We start from the raw sequence: 19,802 nt of genomic DNA on the forward strand, positions 1-19,802 counted from the left end.
GGGCAAGGGCGCGCCCGTGGAAAGGGTTAAGACCCGCAAGGCATAGTTTGACGCGGTCTGCGGGTTTAAAAATGGCCGCCCGGCTGGGTCAGCAGGGCGGCCATTCTGGTTTTCAGAGGGTTCCGGATTATTCTGGCGCGCCGTGTGCCGAGCCGGGTTTCTGCGCCTGTTGTTCGGCTTGCTGGTTGGCGGCCTCTCCGGCTGCAGCGCCGATGGCGGCCTTTTGTTCCTCGGTCAGGTGATCGGCGTCATCCAGACCGGGGATCGCAACGCGTACCTCGCGGCGGGCAAAGTCGATGCCGTTTTCCTTAAACGCGGCTTTGACCCGGTTGAAGATTTCCTTGCGCAGCGTGAACTGCTTACCCGGCTTGGCCATGAATTTACCACGGATGATCATGCCTACATCGTCAAAGTCGAACACACCCTGAGACTTGAAGGGCTGCAGGAAACCGTCCTTGTGGGTCTCGTCCTCCATCATCTCGGCACCGATCTTCTTGAAGATTTTCTTTACCTTGTTGGGGTCGGTGTCGAAGGGCACGGTGAATTTCAGCTTCATGATCACCCAGTCACGGCTGTAATTGGTCAGCTTCTGAATCTCACCGTAGGGAATGGTGTGGACCGGGCCGCGGTGGTGGCGCAGCTGCATCGAGCGGATCGAGATTTTCTCGACCGTACCTGTCGTGCCGCCAACATCGACATATTCGCCGACACGGAAGGCATCATCCACCAGGAAGAATATCCCACCGACAATATCGGCCACCAGTTTCTGGGCACCAAAGCCGATGGCCAGACCTAGAACACCGGCACCGGCCAGAAGCGGCGTGATGTTGATCCCCAACGCGCCCAAGGCGAGCAGGACAAAAATCACCGCAATGGCCGCCTGAGCGGTCACACGCAGAAGGGGCAGAACTGTCGCCAGACGCGACCCGCCAGAACCACCACCTTCGCCGGCTTCTTCATCGGGGCTTTGTTCGGAGGCGGTTTGTTCCTTGGCCAGGCGACGGTTGATCCAGAGCGAGACGACCTCGTTCAGGATGTAACCGACGGCAATGATGATGAAGAACTGGATCAACTTGCTGCCGGATTCATCACCGCCACCTGCGATTTCCTGAAGGTCCAGGTCCCATGCTCTCGCAATCATAAGGATGACCAGTATCCCAGCCAGTACCCGACCAATACGGATATAACTGCGTTTCGTGGATTTATACGCCCGCTCGGCCACTGGGCCTTCACCCATCATAGGTGGCTGCAGATGGCGCACCAAGCCGCGGATCAGGGTATCCAACGCTGGCGCAATCAGCAGCCAGAACATGGTTGTGAAATGCGCGCCTTTCAAAAGCAGGTTGCGGATCATGGGATCGCGTTGCGCTGCAAGGAATTCAACCAGAAGCCAGATCACGGCCGAGACCCCGATCGCAAAATAGGGGTAGTAATGTGCTACTTCCTCGTCGAATTTGGTGCGGTCGGGGTCGGTGCCCAGCATCATCTGCGACAGACCTTCACGCGCCTTCCAGGCAATAACGCCGATATATATGTGAATCCCTGCATTGAGCCAGAATCCGATGCGCGTTTCGCCTCCCGTGACTCCGTTCAGCCTGTTGAAATGCAGGATAAACAGCGTCAGCCCGATCAGGATCAAAAGACCGATCAGATTGCGGTGCAGGTACTTGGCCCAATGGTTGTCAATATTGACAAGCCGATAATGCGGTTGGTTCGGAGCTAGAATGAACCGTGATGCGGCCGCTCCAAGACGGGGAATCCAGATCAGGTAGAAAACGAAGGGCGCGGCATAGGTTAACTGTTCCGGGCTCAAAAGGCCTCGTCCGACAGCACGTATCACCACATAGAACACGACCAAGCCTGCTATTTCACGGCAAAACCGGCCAAAGAGGTACCGGACGGCACCCCAAAGATCATTTTCGTCTTCGGCTGCGGGAGGTCTATGCCACTTGCGAGTAAGAAAACCGAACAGCTTTTCGGCTACCAACCCGACGATCAGTACACTCAGAACCAATCCCATCAGAACGAAAGCACCGTTTGTCCCAAAGGTGCCGACAAAATTGTCGACTGCATGTGCTTGAGCGCTGAAAAGATTGGGTATGGTGACAATTACATGCGTCCATGAGGCCACCATCGCGGCCCAAATCGCGTTTATTTCTTTAATTGGATCTTCCCGGTCCTCAGCTTCGGCGGCTTTTTGTTCGGCGACCGCATCCAGACGTTCCAACAGGATGGCACGGACCTGATCGTCAGACATGCGCGCGACCAGATCGTCCACCTGCTCAGGCGTCAAATCATCGGGAATGCTAACGGTACTAGCGGAACTGGTTGCGCCGTTTTCCTGTGCCAGAACAGGCCCAGTAAAGAAAATAACGGAAATTATCGCCAGCAATAGGCGAAGGGGTTGAAACATCGAATCTGTCCTCGAACACAAGTCGTCGTGATTTTTTCGTGATCATAGGTCTAAGTACCCGAGTTTCCCAGATGTTTTGCCAACCGGAGCTGCATACGTGGCCCAAAAGCAAAAAAAAGGCCGAGCACTAAGCTCGGCCGTAGTCCAACAGGGAGGTACGAAGATGATGAGCGTTTCAGCATCACCGCCTTCGAGTGCTCATTTAGGGATCAGTTTGTGAACGATCAAGATGTTTCAGACTGATTGCTGAACATGTCCGCTATGCCGAGTGCGCATAGCTAGAGTTTTCCCATCTGCTTCAACTGTTTGCGTTGGGCGATGATCTCGTCCTGAACGAAGTCGCGGAAGGCCGCGACGCGCTTGGAATGGCGCAACTCCTCGGGGTAGGCGAGGTAAACGGGAACGTCAGCGGTTTCGATATCGGACAGAACCGGCACCAGATGCGGGAAATCCTGTGTGACGTAGTCCGGCAAGACGCCGATGCCAAGATTATGCAGCACACCCTGTAAAACGCCAAAATAGTTGTTCACAGTTAGCAGCGAGCCGGGATTATAAGTCATCAGGTGCCGGACCATTGATGCGCTGGCTCCAACCTGCGGGGCCGAAGGCGTTTGACAGATAAGCCGGTGATCTTTGATCTCGTCCAAAGAACCCAGCATCCCTCCGTGTGTTTCGATATACTCCTGAGTGGCGTACAGCATCATCTGTACGGTCATCAGTCGCTTGCGGACCAGATCAGCCTGGCTGGGTTCCTTCATCCGAATGGCCACGTCGGCCTCGCGCATGGGAAGGTCCAGAACGCGTTCTTCCAGCATCAAATCTATGTTGAGATCGGGGTATTGGTCGTACAGTTTCGGCAGGCGGGGGGCCAGCCACAGCGTACCGAAGCCGAAAGTGGTGGTAACGCGCAAAACGCCAAAGACTTCTTCTTCGCTGTCGCGGATGCGCGCGGCAGCGGCGTCAAGACGTTTAGACATGGCTGAGGTTGCATCGAACAGCAACTCACCTTGTTCAGTCAGGATCAACCCGCGCGCATGGCGGTGAAACAGGGTTGAATCAAGTGACTCTTCCAGTGCCCTGATCTGGCGGCTGACGGCCGATTGCGACAGGTTCAGCTTGTCACCCGCATGAGTTAGGCTGCCTGCATCCGCCACTGCGTGAAATATCCTAAGCTTGTCCCAATCCATCGCCGCAACTTTCGTTATCTTTCGGAACGCCTATATGAAATAGGTAACAACTTCCACATTCAAAGGCTGAAATCCTTTGGCTTCAGCGGATAAACTCTATACGGGTCAGAAATTATGACCTAAAATGGGTGAAAATGTAGCACACTGATCTGACGAGGGGAGGCGTCTGATGAGTCAGCCACAAATATCGCTGAATGACCGGTTTGATCTGGAAAAGAACCCTATCCTTTTGAACGGCACGCAAGCGCTGGTACGCCTGATGCTGATCCAAAAAGCGCGGGACATGCAGGCAGGGTTAAACACTGCAGGTCTCGTGACTGGGTACCGCGGTTCTCCATTGGGTGCCGTGGACCAACAGATGATGCGAGCCCGGAAACAACTCGCCGAAAGCAACATCACTTTCCAATATGGCCTGAATGAAGATCTGGCCGCGACGGCCCTGTGGGGCAGTCAACAAGCGGGGCTGCGCGGGGACGGGCGGTTCGACGGTGTGTTCGGCCTCTGGTACGGCAAGGGGCCGGGCGTGGACAGGTCCGGCGATGTAATGCGCCATGCCAACATGGCGGGCACCGCCGAACACGGCGGCGTGCTGATGGCTATGGGCGACGACCATACTGGCGAGAGCTCGACTGTTTTGCACCAGTCCGAGTGGTCTCTGGTTGACATGTACATGCCCATTGTCAGCCCGGCGGGGGTTCAGGAGGTTCTGGATTACGGCGTTTATGGGTTCGCGCTCAGCAGGTTCTCTGGCCTTTGGGTCGGGCTGAAGACGATGAAGGACACGATCGAGGTGACTTCGGTCGTAGATGGCAGCGCCGACCGGATGAATTTGGTCGTGCCCGAGTTCGACATGCCCGAAGGTGGGCTGAACATCCGTCTGGGCGACACGCCGCACCTGCAGGAAGGGCGGGTCATCGATTTCAAGCGCTTCGCGGCAGAGACATTCGCGCGCGCCAACAAGATGGACAGGAGGGTCTGGGGCAAGCCGGGGGCTAAGATCGGCTTTGTCGCGGCGGGCAAGAACTGGTTGGACCTGACGCACGCGATGTCTCTTTTGAACATCGACGAGGATGAAGCCGAGCGTTTGGGCATCACCTCCTACAAGATCGGTCAGACCTTCCCGCTGGACATGGCCGGGTTCCATGATTGGGCCGAAGGGTTAGACCTAATTGTTATCGTTGAAGAAAAACGAAAGCTGATCGAGGTGCAGGTCAAAGAGGCCATCTTTGACGATCGCAGCGGCCGTCGCGTCTATGGCTGGTACAAAGGCGGGGCCGGGACCCTGCATCGCGAGGAGCTTTTCCCGACGTGTGGCGCACTAGATCCGATCATGATCGCCGAGAAACTGGGCGGAATTCTGATTGAAGAAGGTCGCGATACCGACGGTGTCCGTGCCGGGCTTGCCAGGCTTTCTGAAGCCCGCCGTGCCGATAATGCCGAGGAAATCGCGACACGCCTGCCGTATTTCTGTTCCGGTTGCCCGCATAACAGCTCAACCCGGTTGCCCGATGGCAGTCGTGCTTATGCGGGTATCGGCTGTCATTACATGGTGCAGTGGATGGACCGGGAAACTACTGGCTTTACCCAGATGGGCGGTGAGGGCGCGAACTGGATCGGCGAGGCGCCATTTTCGACCACCAAACACGTGTTCCAGAACCTTGGCGACGGTACCTATAACCACTCGGGAGTGCAGGCGATCCGCGCGGCCTTGGCGGCAGGGACGAATATCACTTTCAAGATCCTCTACAATGACGCCGTCGCGATGACCGGCGGGCAAGAGAACGAAGGCGGCCTAACCGCAGAACGGATCGTGGCCGAGGTCAAAGCCATGGGTGTTCAGCATGTCGCCGTGGTCTATGATAAAAAAGAAGATTTGAATTTTAAGGCTCTGCCTGCCGGAGTTGACACCTTTGAACGCTCCGAACTTATGCAGGTGCAGGAGCGGTTCCGCGAAATCGAGGGCGTCTCGGTCATCGTCTACGTCCAGACCTGCGCGGCCGAAAAGCGACGTCGGCGCAAAAAGGGCGCGTTTCCGGACCCGGACAAACGGGTTTTTATCAATACCGATATCTGCGAAGGCTGCGGGGATTGCGGGGTTCAATCGAACTGCGTCTCGATCGTGCCGAAAGAAACCGAATTGGGCCGGAAACGGACCATCGATCAATCCAGCTGCAATAAGGATTTCTCTTGTCTAAATGGGTTTTGCCCGTCGTTCGTAACGTTGGAAGGCGCGCATATCCGCAAGGAAGCAACGACCGAGATCGACTTGCCGGACCTGCCCGAACCCGTGCTGCCCGAAATCAAGGGGACGCATAACGTGGTCATTACCGGGGTCGGGGGTACTGGTGTTGTGACCTTGGGCGCAATTCTGGCCCAGGCCGCACAGATCGACGGCAAAGGCGCGGGCATGATGGAGATGGCAGGCCTGGCCCAAAAGGGCGGCGCCGTGCATATCAACTGCCGTCTGGCCAACCGCCCCGAGGATATTAGCGCCATTCGTGTGGCTACGGGCGAAGCGCACGCGTTGATCGGTGGCGATCTGGTGGTGTCCGCAGGGGCGAAGACGCTGGGGCTGACGCGGGTGGGTCAAACCGGGGCTGTCGTCAACTCTCATGAAACTGTTACCGGCGACTTCACCCGCAATACCGAGTTCCGCATTCCGGGTGATCGGCTCAAACTGTCCTTGCAAGCGCGGTTGAAAGAAGACGTCTCACTGTTCGATGCAACCGAACTGGCGCGCGCCGTGATGGGGGACTCGATTTATTCCAACATGATGATCTTCGGCGCGGCGTGGCAACGCAGTCTGTTACCGGTCAGCCATGAGGCCATCTTGTCCGCCATCGCACTGAACGGTACGGCGGTCGAGCGCAACAAACGCGCGTTCGACATCGGTCGCTGGGCCGTGCTGCATCCGCAGGAGGTTGCTGGGATTCTCGAGCCTAATACGGCTGAAATGCCGAAAACTCTGGATCAGATCATCGATTTCCGTGCCCAGCACCTGACCGCCTACCAAAGTGGCCGTCTGGCCAAGCGGTATCTCAAACTGATCAATGCGTTTGACGATGAAGGTATCCGAAAAGCCGTGGCGAAAGGCTATCACAAGCTGTTGTCTTATAAGGATGAATACGAAGTCGCCCGGTTGATGCTGGGCAGCCGAGAAAAGGCCGCAGCTGAGTTCGATGGGGCTTTCAAAATGACCTTTCACCTGGCTCCGCCCATTCTAGGTGGCACCGGGTCGGACGGTCGACCTAAGAAACGGGCCTATGGGGAGTGGTTGCTGAAGCCGATGAAGGTTCTGGCCAAACTTAAAGTCCTGCGCGGGACGCCGCTGGACATCTTCGGTTACAGTGTCGAACGGCGGATGGAGCGGAGCCTGATCAAGCAATATGAACGGGATATCAAAGAGATAACACCGCTTGTTACACCGCAGACACGGGATGCTGTTATAGCCCTTGCGCAACTGCCGCTGGACATTCGCGGATTCGGGCCGGTGTTGCGCGCCAACGAGGCCAAGGCAGCCAATAGGCGCGAGGAACTGCTGGCCGTGATCCGTGACGGCGGGCCTGAACTGCGCGCAGCTGCCGAGTAAATCGTCACGGTCTTGTCACGAAACCTAGGCAAAATTGTTGCTTAAACCTATCTTGCAGGCAGCAAACCTCGGAGACTCGAATGCCCTCGCGCCGCCACGTCGCTCGTGACATTTCTTATGCCCATTCCGCCGAAACCAAGGGCGGGAAGATGGTGATCAAACTTATGGAGAACACCACAGGCCGTTTGCGTCTGATTAAGCGCGCGGATGGTTATGAGAAAGAAGTGACCGATGGACGTGATTTCTGGACTGTGATGGTAGATCGCTATGGTCTGTCGCTGGATGTCGTCGGCGGGGGTCTGTCGAACATTCCGAAAACCGGCCCGCTGATCCTGATCGCCAATCACCCATACGGCATTCTGGATGGCCTCATGATGGGGCACATGTTGTCCGAGACGCGCGGTGATTTCCGAATTCTGGCCCATCGCGTGTTCCGCAAGGCCGAGGACATAAACCGCATCATCCTGCCGATCTCATTTGACGAGACCAAAGAGGCGATGAAGCTGAACCTTGAGACACGGAAAACCGCGCTGAATTATCTGGGTGAGGGCGGCGCGATCGGGATATTCCCGGGTGGTACAGTCAGCACGGGCGTCAAACCTTTTTCGCACCCGATGGATCCGGGCTGGCGCGGATTTACGGCGCGGATGGTGGCCAAGTCGAACGCGACCGTCGTGCCGGTTTTCTTTGACGGTCACACCTCGCGCCTGTTCCAGATCGCCAGCCACTTGCACAGCACTTTGCGCATGGGTCTGCTGATCAAAGAGTTCAAAAAACGGGTGGATACTCCGGTCAAGGTTGTCATTGGCGACCCTATCGGGCGCGACGTTCTAGACCCTTTGGCCAAGGACACGCGCAAGATGATGGATTTCTTGCGCAAAGCCACGTATGAGCTTTCCCCAACGCCGCTGAAGTCTTACGACTACGGCTACGAGTTTGAGGAACGGCATCGCGCCTAAAGGGGCAAATGGCAGTAGGCATCTTTGATTCTGGATTGGGCGGTCTGACCGTTCTGGACGCCGCGCAGAAACGTCTGCCGGACGTGGATTTCCTGTATTTTGCGGACAGCGCCCATGCGCCCTATGGCGTGCGCGATGCCGAGAATATCTATGACCTGACGCGCCGCGCCGTTTACGGCCTGTGGAATCGAGGCTGTGATCTGGTGATTCTGGCTTGCAACACCGCCAGTGCCGCCGCGTTGCGCCGGATGCAGGAAGAGGGTGTGCCCGAGGGCAAACGCGTTCTCGGCGTTTTTGTGCCGCTGATCGAAGCCCTAACCGAGCGGCAATGGGGTGACAATAGCCCTCCACGTGAGGTTGCCGTGAAACATGTGGCGCTTTTTGCCACGCCTGCGACGGTCTCCAGCCGCGCTTTCCAGCGGGAACTGGCGTTTCGCGCAATTGGTGTGGACGTCGAGGCGCAAGCCTGTGGCGGTGTTGTCGATGCCATCGAAGACGGCGACATGATCCTGGCCGAGGCGCTGGTGCGCAGCCATGTGGATGCGCTGAAACGGAAAATGCCGGAACCTCAGGCCGCGATACTGGGCTGCACCCATTATCCGCTGATGGCCGAAACCTTTCAGGCTGCCTTGGGCCCGGACGTTCAGGTGTTCAGCCAGGGTGCTCTGGTGGCTGAAAGCCTTGCGGACTACCTGCAACGGCACCCGAAAATGCAGGGTGAGGGCCAAGGCGGCTTTCTAACAACCGGCAAGCCAGGATTTGTCAGTGATCGGGCCACGCAGTTCCTCCGACGACAAATCACGTTCGAAGCCGCCTGACTTAGGTCAAGGACGGCTCATCCCACTCTCCTTTATTCGAAGGCCGTCGCATCGGCGGTCGTGATATGTGACACTATGGAACAAGAGGTCTGACATGACCCATAAAATCGCAATTCTGGGTGCTTCCGGCTATACCGGCGCCGAACTGGTGCGGCTGATCGCCGAGCACCCGAACATGGAAATCACCGCCTTGGCCGCCGAGCGCAAGGCAGGGATGTCGATGGCGCAGGTTTTTCCGCACCTGCGTCACATGGACCTGCCGGACCTGTGCAAGATCAGTGAGATTGATTTCTCGCAAATCGATCTGTGTTTCTGCGCGTTGCCGCACAAGACCAGCCAAGAGGTCATTCGCGACCTGCCGAAAAACCTGAAGATCATCGACCTGTCTGCGGATTTCCGTCTGCGGGATGCAGATGAGTATGAAAAGTGGTACGGTAACCCGCACGTGGCCTTGGAACAGCAAGAAGAGGCTGTTTATGGCCTGACCGAATTCTATCGCGACGATATTCGTGCGGCGCGGCTGGTGGCAGGCACAGGGTGTAATGCGGCAACGGGTCAGTATGTACTACGGCCGCTGATTTCCGCAGGCGTGATTGATTTGGACGATATCGTGCTGGACCTGAAATGTGCCGTGTCTGGCGCTGGTCGGTCGCTGAAAGAAAACCTGCTGCACGCTGAACTCAGCGAGGGGTACAATGCCTATGCCGTGGGCGGCACCCACCGGCATCTGGGTGAGTTCGATCAGGAGTTTTCGTCGCTGGCCGGTCGGGCCGTGCATGTGCAGTTCACGCCGCACCTGATCCCGGCCAACCGGGGTATTCTGGCGACGACCTATGTTAAGGGCGATCCAGCCAGTGTGTATGAAGCGCTGGCCAAAGCCTATGAGAATGAACCGTTTATCCGGATGTTGCCGTTTGGCGAGACGCCTTCAACCCACCATGTACGGGGCTCGAACTTCTGCCATATCGGTGTTGTTGGCGACCGGATCGAACGTCGCGCCATCGTGATTGGCGCATTGGATAACCTGACAAAAGGTAGCAGTGGACAAGCCTTGCAGAACGCTAACCTGATGTTAGGTGAGGATGAAACTGCGGGCCTAATGATGGCCCCGTTGTTCCCGTGAGGACGAAATGAAAACGCTCAAGAAACGCCGTCGCGTACAAGTCATTTTGCTGGCCGTCGTGGCCCTAGTTGTGGCCACGGGGTTGATTGGGTATGCGTTGCAGGACGGTATCAACTTTTTCCGCTCCCCTAGCCAGGTGATCGCCGAGCCGCCAAAACCAACCGAAGTGTTCCGCATCGGTGGTCTGGTCGAGGAAGGCTCGATCATTCGCGGGCAGGGCGAAACGGTGCATTTTGTCGTGACTGATGGGGGCGAGAGCGTCCCGGTGGCGTTTACTGGCGTGCTGCCTGATCTGTTTGCTGAAAATCAGGGCATGGTGGGTACGGGTTCTTATGTGAACGGAGTTTTCGAAGCTACTGAAATCCTTGCCAAACACGACGAAACCTACATGCCGAAAGAGGTAGTGGATGCTCTGAAAGAGCAAGGCGTTTATCAGGAAGCTGACGAAAGCTGACCGCAGTTCCGCTGCGTGCCTCCGGCGGGAGTATTTCGGAAAAAGATGAAACGGGCGTTGCGCGCAACAGGCGGGCAGCGCCCTGTTTCGTCGGGCGAACTTAACAGGTTTGAGAAACCGTGTGTCGGACCAAAGGCGGAGGGTGCGATGCAGACGGTGCGACAGATTGCAACTGAAATCGTGGCGCGTGAAGGCGGGTTTGTGGATGATCCGGACGATCCCGGCGGGGCGACCAAATACGGTGTGACCATTCACACAATGCGGCGTCTCGGGCTGGATCTGTCGGGCGATGGGGCGATCAATGGGGCCGATGTGCGAATGCTCAGCAAATCGCATGCTATCGATATCTTTGTGCAGCATTACTTTGAGCATCCCCGACTGAGCCTGCTACCGCAGGTTCTGCACTCAACGGTGTTTGACATGTACGTCAACGCGGGGAGGCAGGCGGTCAAGATCCTTCAGCGTCTGCTGCGCGAGATGGGGTTTGGGGTCGCGGCGGACGGTGTGGTTGGACCGAAAACTGCGCGGGCCTGCCAGAATGCTGCGGACCCTGATCCGGTTGCGTTACGCGATGCCTATGGGGTCGCGCGACGAAACTTTTACTTTCGTCTGGCCGATCACAGACCCGCTTCCCGCAAATACGCCCGGAGCCGGGCTGGTGGTAAAGGCGGGTGGATTCGCCGGGCCGAGGAATTTGTCTCTCCAACCTATCACCTGAGCGATGCAGAGTTTCAAAGGAGGGTTGCGGGATGGGATTGATCTCGAGTGTTTTGACGTTTCTGTTTGGCGGCGGGCGCAACGTCGTTCGTGAAACTACTGAAATTTTTCGGGAAAACGCCGAAAACGGGGCCGAGCGCAGCCTGACGTTGCAGCAACAGGCAATGATTCAGTTCGGCCAGGAATTTCAGGCGCCGCAAAAGGGGACGTTCGATCGGTTCATGGACGGGCTCAACCGGTTGCCGCGCCCGGCGATGGCGCTTGGGACTTTGGGTTTGTTCATCGCCGCAATGGTCGATCCGTTATGGTTCGCGGCGCGGATGCAAGGGATCGCCTTGGTGCCGGAACCGTTGTGGTGGCTGCTTGGGGTGATCGTGTCGTTTTATTTCGGTGCACGTCATCAGGCCAAGGTTCAGGACATGCAGAGAGAAATCACTGCCACGATGCAGCGCACCCCACAGGTGCTGGAAAACTTGCGGGCGTTGAAAGCCATGCGCAGCGATGGAATTGGGGCTGCCGATCCGGGTACAGACGTTGATTTGGCCGAAAGCGCAGGCCATCCGGACGTCAACCCGGCGCTGGAGGATTGGAGGCGTAAACGCGTGGCCTGACCCGCGACACTATGCTCGCCCCAAAGGGGCGAAAGTGATTGGTGCTTGCCCGGCAACGGGATTATATCCGGGGCCATGATTACAGAACTTGGCCACTTTGCCCTGATCCTCGCCTTTCTTGTTGCCATCGTGCAGTCGGTGGTTCCGCTGATTGGTGCCGCCAAACGGTGGCCCGGATGGATGTCCTTCGCCGAACCTGCAGCCATCCTTCAGTTCCTGCTGGTGGGGTTCTCTTTCTGGGCGCTGGTCTGGGCGTTTGTGACCTCGGATTTCTCGCTGCGGGTGGTGGTTGAAAACAGTCATTCCGCCAAACCGATGCTCTACAAGATCAGCGGCACATGGGGGAACCACGAGGGCTCGATGTTGTTGTGGGTACTGATCGTCTCGTTGTTCGGTGCCATGGCCGCGTTTTTTGGAGGCGGTCTGCCACCCACGTTGAAAGCGCGGGTTCTGGCGGTTCAGTCCGCGATCGCTGTGGCGTTCTTTGCCTTCATCCTGTTCACCTCGAACCCGTTTGACCGGCTGATTGTGGCTCCATTTGACGGGCGCGATCTGAACCCGCTGTTGCAGGACCCCGGTTTGGCCTTCCATCCGCCGTTCCTGTATCTGGGTTACGTGGGTTTGAGCATGGCCTTCAGCTTTGCTGTTGCCGCTTTGATTGAGGGGCGCGTGGATGCCGCATGGGGCCGCTGGGTGCGCCCTTGGACGCTGGCCGCCTGGGTGTTCCTGACTATTGGTATCGCGCTGGGGTCTTGGTGGGCGTATTACGAGCTTGGCTGGGGCGGGTTCTGGTTCTGGGACCCTGTCGAAAATGCCTCGTTCATGCCGTGGCTTTTGGCTGCAGCGCTTCTGCACTCAGCTATCGTTGTGGAAAAGCGCGAAGCGTTGAAAAGCTGGACCATTCTGCTGGCGATCATTGCCTTTGGTTTCTCGCTGATCGGCACATTTATTGTGCGGTCGGGGTTGCTGACGTCGGTTCACGCATTCGCCAATGACCCCGAACGCGGTGTGTTCATCCTGTTCATTCTGGTGATCTTCATTGGCGGGTCTCTGACCCTGTTTGCCGCGCGCGCGCAGGCGATGGAGGCCAAGGGCGTCTTTGGCATGGTCAGCCGCGAAAGCGCGCTGATACTGAATAATATCCTGCTGGCCGTCAGCTGTTTCGTCGTGTTCGTCGGGACGATGTGGCCGATGGTGGCCGAAATGGCGTTTGACCGCAAACTGTCGGTCGGGGCGCCGTTCTTCAACTCGGCCTTTACACCGTTCATGGTTGCTTTGGGCATTGCACTGCCAGTGGGTGCGATGTTGCCGTGGAAACGCGGCAAGCTTGGCAAGACCGCTTATTCCCTGCGCTACGCCTTCCTGCTGGCGCTGGCTTTGGCCTTGCTTGTCTGGGCGATGCAAACGGGGCGCAGTGCGCTGGGGCCGGTTGGTCTGTTCCTTGGTGCATGGATCACCTTTGGCGCCGCCATCGATTTGTGGAGCCGCACGGGCCGCAAAGGCAGCCTCAAGCGCCTGTTCCGTTTGCCCGGTGCAGATTGGGGCAAGGCCGTGGCGCATACCGGTCTGGGCGTGACCATGTTTGCCATTGCCGGCTTGACGGCCTGGGAGGTCGAAGACATCCGCGTCGCGCAAGCGGGTCAGCCGTTCGAGGTCGGGCAGTTCACCCTGACCCTGGAAGATGTGCGACGCGTGGAAGGGCCGAACTATTTCTCGACCATGGCAGATGTTCGGGTTGAAAAGAACGGGCGGCCAATGGGCACGCTTCATCCTGAAAAACGGGACTATCCGGTCGCGCGGATGCCCACCACCGAGGCAGCGATCGACTATCGGTTCCTTGGCGACCTCTATGTGGTGATCGGCGACCAGCAAGCCGATGGCGGCTGGGTCATGCGGACTTATATCAAGCCGCTGGCGAACTGGATCTGGGGTGGGTGTATACTGATGGCTCTGGGCGGTTTGCTCAGCCTGTCGGACCGCCGGTTCCGGGTTGCAGCCGGCGCTCGCAAGGCGCCAACGGGTGGAGTACCTGCGGAATGAAACGTCTTATCCTGATCCTGTCTCTGATCGCGTCGCCTTTATTCGCCGTGCAGCCCGACGAGGTGCTGGATGATTCGGTGCTGGAACAACGGGCCCGGGACCTGAGCACCGGGCTGCGCTGTCTGGTGTGTCGTAACGAAAGCATTGATGAAAGCAACGCTGAGCTGGCGCGCGACCTGCGCCTGCTTCTTCGGGAGCGACTGGTCGCCGGTGACACGGACCAAGAGGCGATTGCCTTCATCGTAGATCGTTACGGTGAATATGTTCTGTTGAAACCGACCACGTCAGGCTCGAACCTGATGCTGTGGTTGGCAGGTCCGATCATGTTGCTGATCGCCGCGGCGTTGGGGTGGAGCTTTCTGCACAAGCGGTCTCAGGTTCAAGCCAGCGGTGAAAAGGACAAATTAACCGACGCCGAGAAAGAGCGTTTGCGCCAAATTCTTGAAGACTGACCCAGGGTTCTGCTTTTCCTTCCACTGCATTTCGGTCAGGGTTCCGAAAAGACCGGAAATTTTGGGGAGGGGTTCATGGAATACGAAACAGTCCTGCTGGACATCACGGACGATCTGGCGGTTGTTATCCTGAACCGTCCCGACAAGCTGAATGCACTGACGGCCCAGATGCGGGCCGAGATCACGCACGCCATGAAGCATGCAGCACGTCACGCACGGGCAATTGTTTTGACTGGGTCCGGCGGTGCGTTTTGTTCGGGCCAGGACCTCGGGGATTCCTCCAGCACCGGCAAGATCGATCTGGAACGGACGCTGCGCGATGAATACGAGCCGATGTTGGAGTCGATCTATGATTGTCCGGTTCCCACCATTGCCGCCGTTAACGGGCCGGCCGCCGGGGCAGGGGCGAACCTTGCGCTTTGCGCAGATGTGGTGATCGCAACCGAAAGTGCATATTTCCTTCAGGCCTTTGCCCGAATTGGCTTGTTGCCTGACGCAGGGGGAACGTGGTTTTCGCCGCGTCAGATGGGGTTCGCCAAGGCCATGGGCGCCGCATTATTCGCCGACAAGATCAGTGCGCGGCAGGCGGATGACTGGGGCTTGATCTGGGAGGCTGTGCCCGACGACGCGTTCGACGCCCATTGGCGTAAGCGCGCGGCGTATCTCGCCAGCGGCCCCACAGCCGGGTTCGGAGCGATCAAAAAGGCCATTCGTGGGACTTATGAAAAAACGCTGCCGCAGCAATTGGCGATTGAGGCGCATTTGCAGGGCGATTGCGGGCGCAGCCGCGATTTTGCCGAAGGTGTCGTGGCCTTCATGGAAAAACGCCCCCCGAAATTCGAGGGGCGCTGAAGCTTAGGCGCGACGGCGGCGTCGAGTGCGCCGCTCGGGCGCGGCATCGTCGCCGGTGCCATCCGACGCTGAGGAAAACGGCCCCAGAGCATCGGTGATCTGGTCCAGCGTCGGGCGTGATCCGCGCGGCGTGGTATCCAGAGCCTCGCGCATTTTTCGAATATGGACGGGCATGGTGCCGCAGCAACCGCCAATTATGGTGGCCCCTGCATCGCGTGCCATAACGGAATATTGCGCCATCAGTTCGGGTGTTCCGTCGTAGTGGATGCTGCCATCCACATATTTCGGAATGCCTGCGTTACCTTTGGAAATCAGCGAACGCTCGGTTCCCTGGGCAACAAATCCCAGAACAGTGCGCATGATATCGGACGAGCCGGTACCGCAATTTGCCCCAAAGGCAATCGGTGGGTTCGGCAGGGTTTCGACCAACTGCGCCAGATCGGCAGAGGTGACACCCATCATGGTGCGCCCGGCAGTGTCAAAGCTCATGGTACCGCACCACGGCATGTCGGCCAACGCAAACGCCTCGGTCGCTGCGCGGAATTCTTCGGGGGCGCTGATCGTTTCGACCCACAGAACGTCCGCGCCACCTTCCTTGAGCGCCTCGGCCTGCTCATGAAACATTTCAACGGCGTCCGCGTGCGACAGGCTGCCGACGGGCTCCATGATTTCACCGGTCGGACCAACCGAACCGGCGACGACAACGGTGCGACCGGCCTTATCGGCGATTTCGCGGCCCAATTCAGCACCAATGCGGTTCAGTTCGGCCACCCGATCCTGCGCATCATGCAGTTTCAGACGCGCGGCGGTTCCCCCAAAAGTATTGGTGAGGAACAGATCGCTGCCCGCATCTACCCAACCTTGGTAAAGCGCCCGGATCTTTTCGGGCGAATCCACGTTCCACAGCTCGGGTGCGTCGCCTGATTGCAGGCCCATGTTGAACAGATTGGTTCCTGTTGCCCCATCGGCCAGAATAGCATCGTTGGTTTCGAGTAGCTTGCTCAGTGCATTTGTCATTGGGGTGTTCCAAAAAAGGCAGAAAAGCCTGATAAATATAGAGACGCCCCGTGTCTCACGACCGGGGCGTTAAATCAAATTCATAAATCTCATGAAGATCATGAGGTAGGCGCTAAGGCCTTAGTCTGTTTCGCTGAGGACCTGCGATTTGGCTTCGGGCAGAAGCTCAGCCATCTTGGCCCGGATTTCTTCGTCCGAGGACAGAGCACCCAGGTCGCCGGAAACTTTGCGCACAACGTCTTCGTGGCCAACTTCTTCCATATCGGCGATCACGACGGTTTTAGCGTAGTCTTCGGCATCTGCACCGGATTTGCCCAGCTTCTCTGCGGCCCACAAGCCAAGCAGCTTGTTGCAGCGGGCCTGTGCCTTGAACTGCATTTCCTCATCATGAGCAAATTTGGCTTCAAAGGCGTTTTCGCGTTCGTCAAACGTGGTCATTGGTTGGGGACCCCTTGGATTACAACTTCTTCCCAGATGATATGACTATACGTGCAGCTGTTCGCAAGGGAATTGCGCTGCGTCAAAGCCCCTCGGGTCAGTAAACTTGCGGGAAAGGGGGGCTTGCACTATGAGAACGCCAACGTGAGGGGACTCATTCCCTCTGTTCAGAGTGGAAAGGTCGCTTATGGCGCGTCGCAAGAAAATCTATGAAGGTAAGGCCAAGATTCTTTACGAAGGACCCGAGCCGGGCACCATCGTTCAGTATTTCAAGGACGACGCCACCGCGTTCAACGCCGAGAAGAAGGACGTGATCGACGGCAAGGGCGTGCTGAACAACCGCCTGAGCGAGTTCTTCATGAATGGTCTGGCCCAGATTGGCGTGCCGACCCACTTTATCCGCCGTCTGAACATGCGTGAACAACTGGTGCGCAGCTGCGAGATCGTGCCGCTGGAAGTGATCGTGCGCAACTATGCCGCCGGGTCGATGTCGAAACGCCTGGGCATTGCCGAGGGCACGCAATTGCCGCGTCCGATCGTGGAATACTGCTACAAAGACGACGCGCTGGGTGATCCTCTGGTCACCGAGGAACATATCGCTGCCTTTGGCTGGGCCAGCCAGCAGGACATGGAGGACATCCTCAGCCTCGCGCTGCGGGTGAATGACTTCATGAGCGGTGTGATGCTGGCAGTTGGAATCCGTCTAGTCGACTTCAAGATTGAGATCGGGCGTGTCTATGACGGCGACTACCAACGTCTGATCATCGCGGATGAGATCAGCCCTGACAGCTGCCGCTTGTGGGATATCGAGACCGGTCAGAAGCTGGACAAGGACGTGTTTCGCCGCGATCTGGGCAGCCTGACCGATGCCTATTCCGAGGTTGCGCGCCGTCTGGGCGTCTTGCCGAAAAGCAACGTGACCAAGCCGACGCTGATCAACTAAGCGTTTCGGTGCAGTTACGTTGAAAGCGCTGTCCATTCAGACGGCGCTTTTTTCTTTTGCTCTAGTGGTTTGACAGCGCGCCCGGTCCTTCGCATTGTCGGGGCAGGTACAACCAGGGTGGTCCCGACATGGCCGAATTGTTCGATCAGGCTGTCTTTCTGAAGTTCCTCGCGGCGCTGCTGGCGATTTTTAATCCGCTGTACGGCATTCCGATTTTCCTGAGCATGACCGAAGGCTATTCGGCGCCCGAGCGCAAGCGCGTTGCGCTGATCGTCACGGGCACCGTTGTGATCGTGGCCCTGATCGCTGTGCTGGTAGGCGAAGAGGTGCTGGCCATCTTCGGCATCGACATCCCGTCGTTCCGCATTGCCGGTGGGTTGATCATTCTGGGGGTGGGCATGTCGATGCTGAACGCCTCGGACCGGCCACAAGGCGATCAGCAGGCAGTGGAAGAAGGCGCCAAGAAGAAAAGCAACATCGCCGTTGTGCCGTTGGCGATTCCTCTGACAATCGGACCGGGGACCATTGCGACCACGATTGTCTTTGCCCACACGCTGTCGGACGGGGCCGAGATTGTAACCTTGGGGTCCGCGGTGCTGATTGCCTGCGCGATCGTGGGGCTGGGGTTACTGTTCGCTGACCCGATCTCGCGGTTTTTTGGACCGACCATGATCAACGTCATCACCCGCGTCATGGCGATTATCCTGGTCGCCGTGGCCGTTGAGATGGTGCTGACCGGCACGTTTAACGCAATAGAAGCGCGCTTTCCCAGTTTGAGCGGTGGAGGCTGATCGGCCAACCTGCGTCAAACTGTATTCTGACAAGGGTTGTCGAACGCTGTTTCGCACGCTATCCCCCGCGCAACGGAACGGGCCTGAAACCACGGCCCTCAGCTGGAGTTGCGGGAATGAAAGCACGGGTGCATGTGATGCTGAAGAACGGGGTCCTCGACCCGCAGGGTGAGGCCGTACGGCACGCTTTGGGCGCCATGGGCTTTGATCAGGTCGAAGGCGTGCGTCAGGGCAAGGTGATCGACCTTGAACTGGCCGAAGGCGCGACCGAGGCCGACATCACCGAGATGTGCGAAAAGCTGTTGGCCAACACCGTCATCGAACGCTACGAGATCGAACTGGTCTGACTTGATGCGGGCGGCCCGTCTGATCACCTATCGTCAACCGCTTGAGGTGACGACCATTCCCGACCCGGAACCGGCCGAGGACGGCGTTGTCGTCCGGGTGCTGGCCTGCGGCGTTTGCCGGTCGGATTGGCATGCGTGGTCGGGGTCTGATCCCGATGTGATCTTGCCGATGACACCCGGGCATGAATACTGCGGCGAGGTTGTCGCAGTTGGTGCACGTGTAAATCGCTGGAAGGTCGGGGATAGGGTGATCGCGCCCTTCATTTTGGCCTGCGGCCATTGCCCGGACTGTGCGCAGGGGCATCAGACGATCTGCTCGGATCAGGTGGTGCCCGGTTTTACCTGCGACGGGGCCTTTGCCGAATACATTGCCGTCGCGCATGCTGACGCCAACTTGACTGCCCTGCCGGACACGCTTGCACCGGAAATTGCAGCGGCCTTGGGCTGCCGGGTAACCACCGCGTGGCAGGCATTGGTCGGTCGAGCTCAAATACAGGGCGGCGAGTGGCTGGCCATATTCGGCGGTGGCGGTGTAGGTATCTCGACGCTCTTGCTGGGCAAGGCGCTGGGTGCGCGCGTCGTGGTGGTCGATATCGCGGACGACAAGCTGGCCTATGCCAAAAGCCTTGGTGCCGATGCGGTCATCAATGCGGCCACCGGTATTGCGCCGGAGGCCGTGAAAGAAATCACCAACGGCGGGGCGCACATCGCGATTGAGGCGCTGGGGATCGAAACGACCACCGTTGCTGCCGTAAACTCACTGCGCAAGCTGGGCCGCATGGTGCAAATTGGAATGCCGACCGGGCAGCATTCGAACATGTCCCTGCCGATGGACGTGCTGTATTCCGGGCAGCTGGCCATCTACGGCACCCGCGGGATGCCAAGCTGGCGCTATCCGTCGCTGTTGTCGCTGATTTCCGGGGGCAGTGTTGATCTGAGCCCGCTGGTGACGCGAAAAATAACTCTGAACCAGGTGAGTGACGAGCTTGCCGCCTTTGACCACCCAGCGCCACCCGGTGTTGCCGTGGTCACCGATTTTGTCTGTTAGGAG

General features: G+C 58.0%; 18 protein-coding genes. 14 read left to right on the forward strand and 4 right to left on the reverse strand.

What is annotated here, in order from left to right:
• Positions 1-127: 127 nt before the first annotated feature.
• Together GOW98_RS05105 and GOW98_RS05110 are read right to left on the reverse strand one after the other, a co-directional pair.
• Positions 128-2,413 carry a mechanosensitive ion channel family protein gene (locus tag GOW98_RS05105; protein ID WP_170329989.1) on the reverse strand — a complete coding sequence of 762 codons (2,286 nt, stop codon included), beginning with the start codon at positions 2,411-2,413 and terminating at the stop codon, positions 128-130.
• Positions 2,414-2,691: 278 nt separating this feature from the next.
• A complete protein-coding gene (locus tag GOW98_RS05110) occupies positions 2,692-3,600 on the reverse strand; it encodes a LysR family transcriptional regulator (RefSeq protein WP_170329990.1) in 909 nt (302 codons plus the stop codon).
• Positions 3,601-3,769: 169 nt separating this feature from the next.
• Here GOW98_RS05110 and GOW98_RS05115 point away from each other — a divergent pair, with 169 nt between their 5' ends.
• The 10 genes from GOW98_RS05115 to GOW98_RS05160 all read left to right on the forward strand — a co-directional run bounded on the left by GOW98_RS05115 (position 3,770) and on the right by GOW98_RS05160 (position 15,215).
• Positions 3,770-7,189: an indolepyruvate ferredoxin oxidoreductase family protein gene (locus GOW98_RS05115; protein ID WP_170329991.1), complete on the forward strand. Its 3,420-nt coding sequence runs from the start codon at positions 3,770-3,772 to the stop codon at positions 7,187-7,189.
• An 80-nt stretch (positions 7,190-7,269) separates the two neighbouring features.
• Positions 7,270-8,148 carry a lysophospholipid acyltransferase family protein gene (locus GOW98_RS05120; protein ID WP_170329992.1) on the forward strand — a complete coding sequence of 293 codons (879 nt, stop codon included), beginning with the start codon at positions 7,270-7,272 and terminating at the stop codon, positions 8,146-8,148.
• An 8-nt stretch (positions 8,149-8,156) separates the two neighbouring features.
• The gene (locus GOW98_RS05125; RefSeq protein ID WP_170329993.1) at positions 8,157-8,966 is read left to right on the forward strand and encodes a glutamate racemase; all 810 of its coding nucleotides are present in this window, start codon (positions 8,157-8,159) and stop codon (positions 8,964-8,966) included.
• Between the two features lie 94 nt (positions 8,967-9,060).
• Positions 9,061-10,089 (forward strand): N-acetyl-gamma-glutamyl-phosphate reductase, encoded by a 1,029-nt coding sequence (argC, locus tag GOW98_RS05130; protein ID WP_170329994.1) that lies wholly within the window; start codon positions 9,061-9,063, stop codon positions 10,087-10,089.
• Positions 10,090-10,096: 7 nt separating this feature from the next.
• Complete coding sequence (ccmE, locus tag GOW98_RS05135; RefSeq protein ID WP_170329995.1) at positions 10,097-10,543, forward strand: cytochrome c maturation protein CcmE; 447 nt, start codon at positions 10,097-10,099, stop codon at positions 10,541-10,543.
• A 147-nt stretch (positions 10,544-10,690) separates the two neighbouring features.
• Positions 10,691-11,302 (forward strand): holin-associated N-acetylmuramidase, encoded by a 612-nt coding sequence (locus GOW98_RS05140; RefSeq protein WP_170329996.1) that lies wholly within the window; start codon positions 10,691-10,693, stop codon positions 11,300-11,302.
• Positions 11,293-11,871: a holin family protein gene (locus GOW98_RS05145; RefSeq protein WP_170329997.1), complete on the forward strand. Its 579-nt coding sequence runs from the start codon at positions 11,293-11,295 to the stop codon at positions 11,869-11,871. Before GOW98_RS05140 ends, GOW98_RS05145 begins: the two co-directional genes overlap by 10 nt.
• Before the next feature lie 75 nt (positions 11,872-11,946).
• A complete protein-coding gene (locus tag GOW98_RS05150; RefSeq protein WP_170329998.1) occupies positions 11,947-13,911 on the forward strand; it encodes a heme lyase CcmF/NrfE family subunit in 1,965 nt (654 codons plus the stop codon).
• On the forward strand, positions 13,908-14,363 hold the full coding sequence (locus GOW98_RS05155) for a cytochrome c-type biogenesis protein (RefSeq protein ID WP_170329999.1): 456 nt from the start codon (positions 13,908-13,910) through the stop codon (positions 14,361-14,363). Before GOW98_RS05150 ends, GOW98_RS05155 begins: the two co-directional genes overlap by 4 nt.
• 75 nt (positions 14,364-14,438) lie before the next feature.
• Positions 14,439-15,215, forward strand: coding sequence for an enoyl-CoA hydratase-related protein (locus GOW98_RS05160; protein WP_170330000.1), 777 nt, complete (start codon positions 14,439-14,441; stop codon positions 15,213-15,215).
• A 3-nt stretch (positions 15,216-15,218) separates the two neighbouring features.
• On the opposite strand, the gene bmt is transcribed toward GOW98_RS05160, so the two are convergent.
• Both bmt and GOW98_RS05170 read right to left on the reverse strand, forming a co-directional pair.
• Positions 15,219-16,232: a betaine--homocysteine S-methyltransferase gene (bmt, locus tag GOW98_RS05165; protein ID WP_170330001.1), complete on the reverse strand. Its 1,014-nt coding sequence runs from the start codon at positions 16,230-16,232 to the stop codon at positions 15,219-15,221.
• 120 nt (positions 16,233-16,352) lie between these two features.
• A complete protein-coding gene (locus GOW98_RS05170) occupies positions 16,353-16,670 on the reverse strand; it encodes a DUF1476 domain-containing protein (protein ID WP_170330002.1) in 318 nt (105 codons plus the stop codon).
• Positions 16,671-16,857: 187 nt separating this feature from the next.
• Here GOW98_RS05170 and purC point away from each other — a divergent pair, with 187 nt between their 5' ends.
• The 4 genes from purC (at position 16,858) to GOW98_RS05190 (ending at position 19,799) form a co-directional block, all read left to right on the forward strand.
• A complete protein-coding gene (purC, locus tag GOW98_RS05175) occupies positions 16,858-17,613 on the forward strand; it encodes a phosphoribosylaminoimidazolesuccinocarboxamide synthase (RefSeq protein WP_170324827.1) in 756 nt (251 codons plus the stop codon).
• 128 nt (positions 17,614-17,741) lie between these two features.
• Positions 17,742-18,404: a MarC family protein gene (locus tag GOW98_RS05180; protein ID WP_170330003.1), complete on the forward strand. Its 663-nt coding sequence runs from the start codon at positions 17,742-17,744 to the stop codon at positions 18,402-18,404.
• A gap of 116 nt (positions 18,405-18,520) precedes the next feature.
• Positions 18,521-18,751 carry a phosphoribosylformylglycinamidine synthase subunit PurS gene (gene purS / locus GOW98_RS05185; protein WP_109311572.1) on the forward strand — a complete coding sequence of 77 codons (231 nt, stop codon included), beginning with the start codon at positions 18,521-18,523 and terminating at the stop codon, positions 18,749-18,751.
• A gap of 4 nt (positions 18,752-18,755) precedes the next feature.
• Complete coding sequence (locus GOW98_RS05190) at positions 18,756-19,799, forward strand: zinc-dependent alcohol dehydrogenase family protein (protein WP_170330004.1); 1,044 nt, start codon at positions 18,756-18,758, stop codon at positions 19,797-19,799.
• The last annotated feature ends 3 nt before the right edge of the window (positions 19,800-19,802 follow it).

This window comes from Ruegeria arenilitoris (assembly GCF_013032445.1).
Lineage (GTDB): Bacteria > Pseudomonadota > Alphaproteobacteria > Rhodobacterales > Rhodobacteraceae > Ruegeria > Ruegeria arenilitoris_F.

Coding starts and splice junctions, on each gene's coding strand:
- GOW98_RS05105 (WP_170329989.1), bottom strand. CDS start 2,413: ATGTTTCAACCCCTTCGCCTATTGCTGGCGATAATTTCCGTTATTTTC.
- GOW98_RS05110 (WP_170329990.1), bottom strand. CDS start 3,600: ATGGATTGGGACAAGCTTAGGATATTTCACGCAGTGGCGGATGCAGGC.
- GOW98_RS05115 (WP_170329991.1), top strand. CDS start 3,770: ATGAGTCAGCCACAAATATCGCTGAATGACCGGTTTGATCTGGAAAAG.
- GOW98_RS05120 (WP_170329992.1), top strand. CDS start 7,270: ATGCCCTCGCGCCGCCACGTCGCTCGTGACATTTCTTATGCCCATTCC.
- GOW98_RS05125 (WP_170329993.1), top strand. CDS start 8,157: ATGGCAGTAGGCATCTTTGATTCTGGATTGGGCGGTCTGACCGTTCTG.
- argC (WP_170329994.1), top strand. CDS start 9,061: ATGACCCATAAAATCGCAATTCTGGGTGCTTCCGGCTATACCGGCGCC.
- ccmE (WP_170329995.1), top strand. CDS start 10,097: ATGAAAACGCTCAAGAAACGCCGTCGCGTACAAGTCATTTTGCTGGCC.
- GOW98_RS05140 (WP_170329996.1), top strand. CDS start 10,691: ATGCAGACGGTGCGACAGATTGCAACTGAAATCGTGGCGCGTGAAGGC.
- GOW98_RS05145 (WP_170329997.1), top strand. CDS start 11,293: ATGGGATTGATCTCGAGTGTTTTGACGTTTCTGTTTGGCGGCGGGCGC.
- GOW98_RS05150 (WP_170329998.1), top strand. CDS start 11,947: ATGATTACAGAACTTGGCCACTTTGCCCTGATCCTCGCCTTTCTTGTT.
- GOW98_RS05155 (WP_170329999.1), top strand. CDS start 13,908: ATGAAACGTCTTATCCTGATCCTGTCTCTGATCGCGTCGCCTTTATTC.
- GOW98_RS05160 (WP_170330000.1), top strand. CDS start 14,439: ATGGAATACGAAACAGTCCTGCTGGACATCACGGACGATCTGGCGGTT.
- bmt (WP_170330001.1), bottom strand. CDS start 16,232: ATGACAAATGCACTGAGCAAGCTACTCGAAACCAACGATGCTATTCTG.
- GOW98_RS05170 (WP_170330002.1), bottom strand. CDS start 16,670: ATGACCACGTTTGACGAACGCGAAAACGCCTTTGAAGCCAAATTTGCT.
- purC (WP_170324827.1), top strand. CDS start 16,858: ATGGCGCGTCGCAAGAAAATCTATGAAGGTAAGGCCAAGATTCTTTAC.
- GOW98_RS05180 (WP_170330003.1), top strand. CDS start 17,742: ATGGCCGAATTGTTCGATCAGGCTGTCTTTCTGAAGTTCCTCGCGGCG.
- purS (WP_109311572.1), top strand. CDS start 18,521: ATGAAAGCACGGGTGCATGTGATGCTGAAGAACGGGGTCCTCGACCCG.
- GOW98_RS05190 (WP_170330004.1), top strand. CDS start 18,756: ATGCGGGCGGCCCGTCTGATCACCTATCGTCAACCGCTTGAGGTGACG.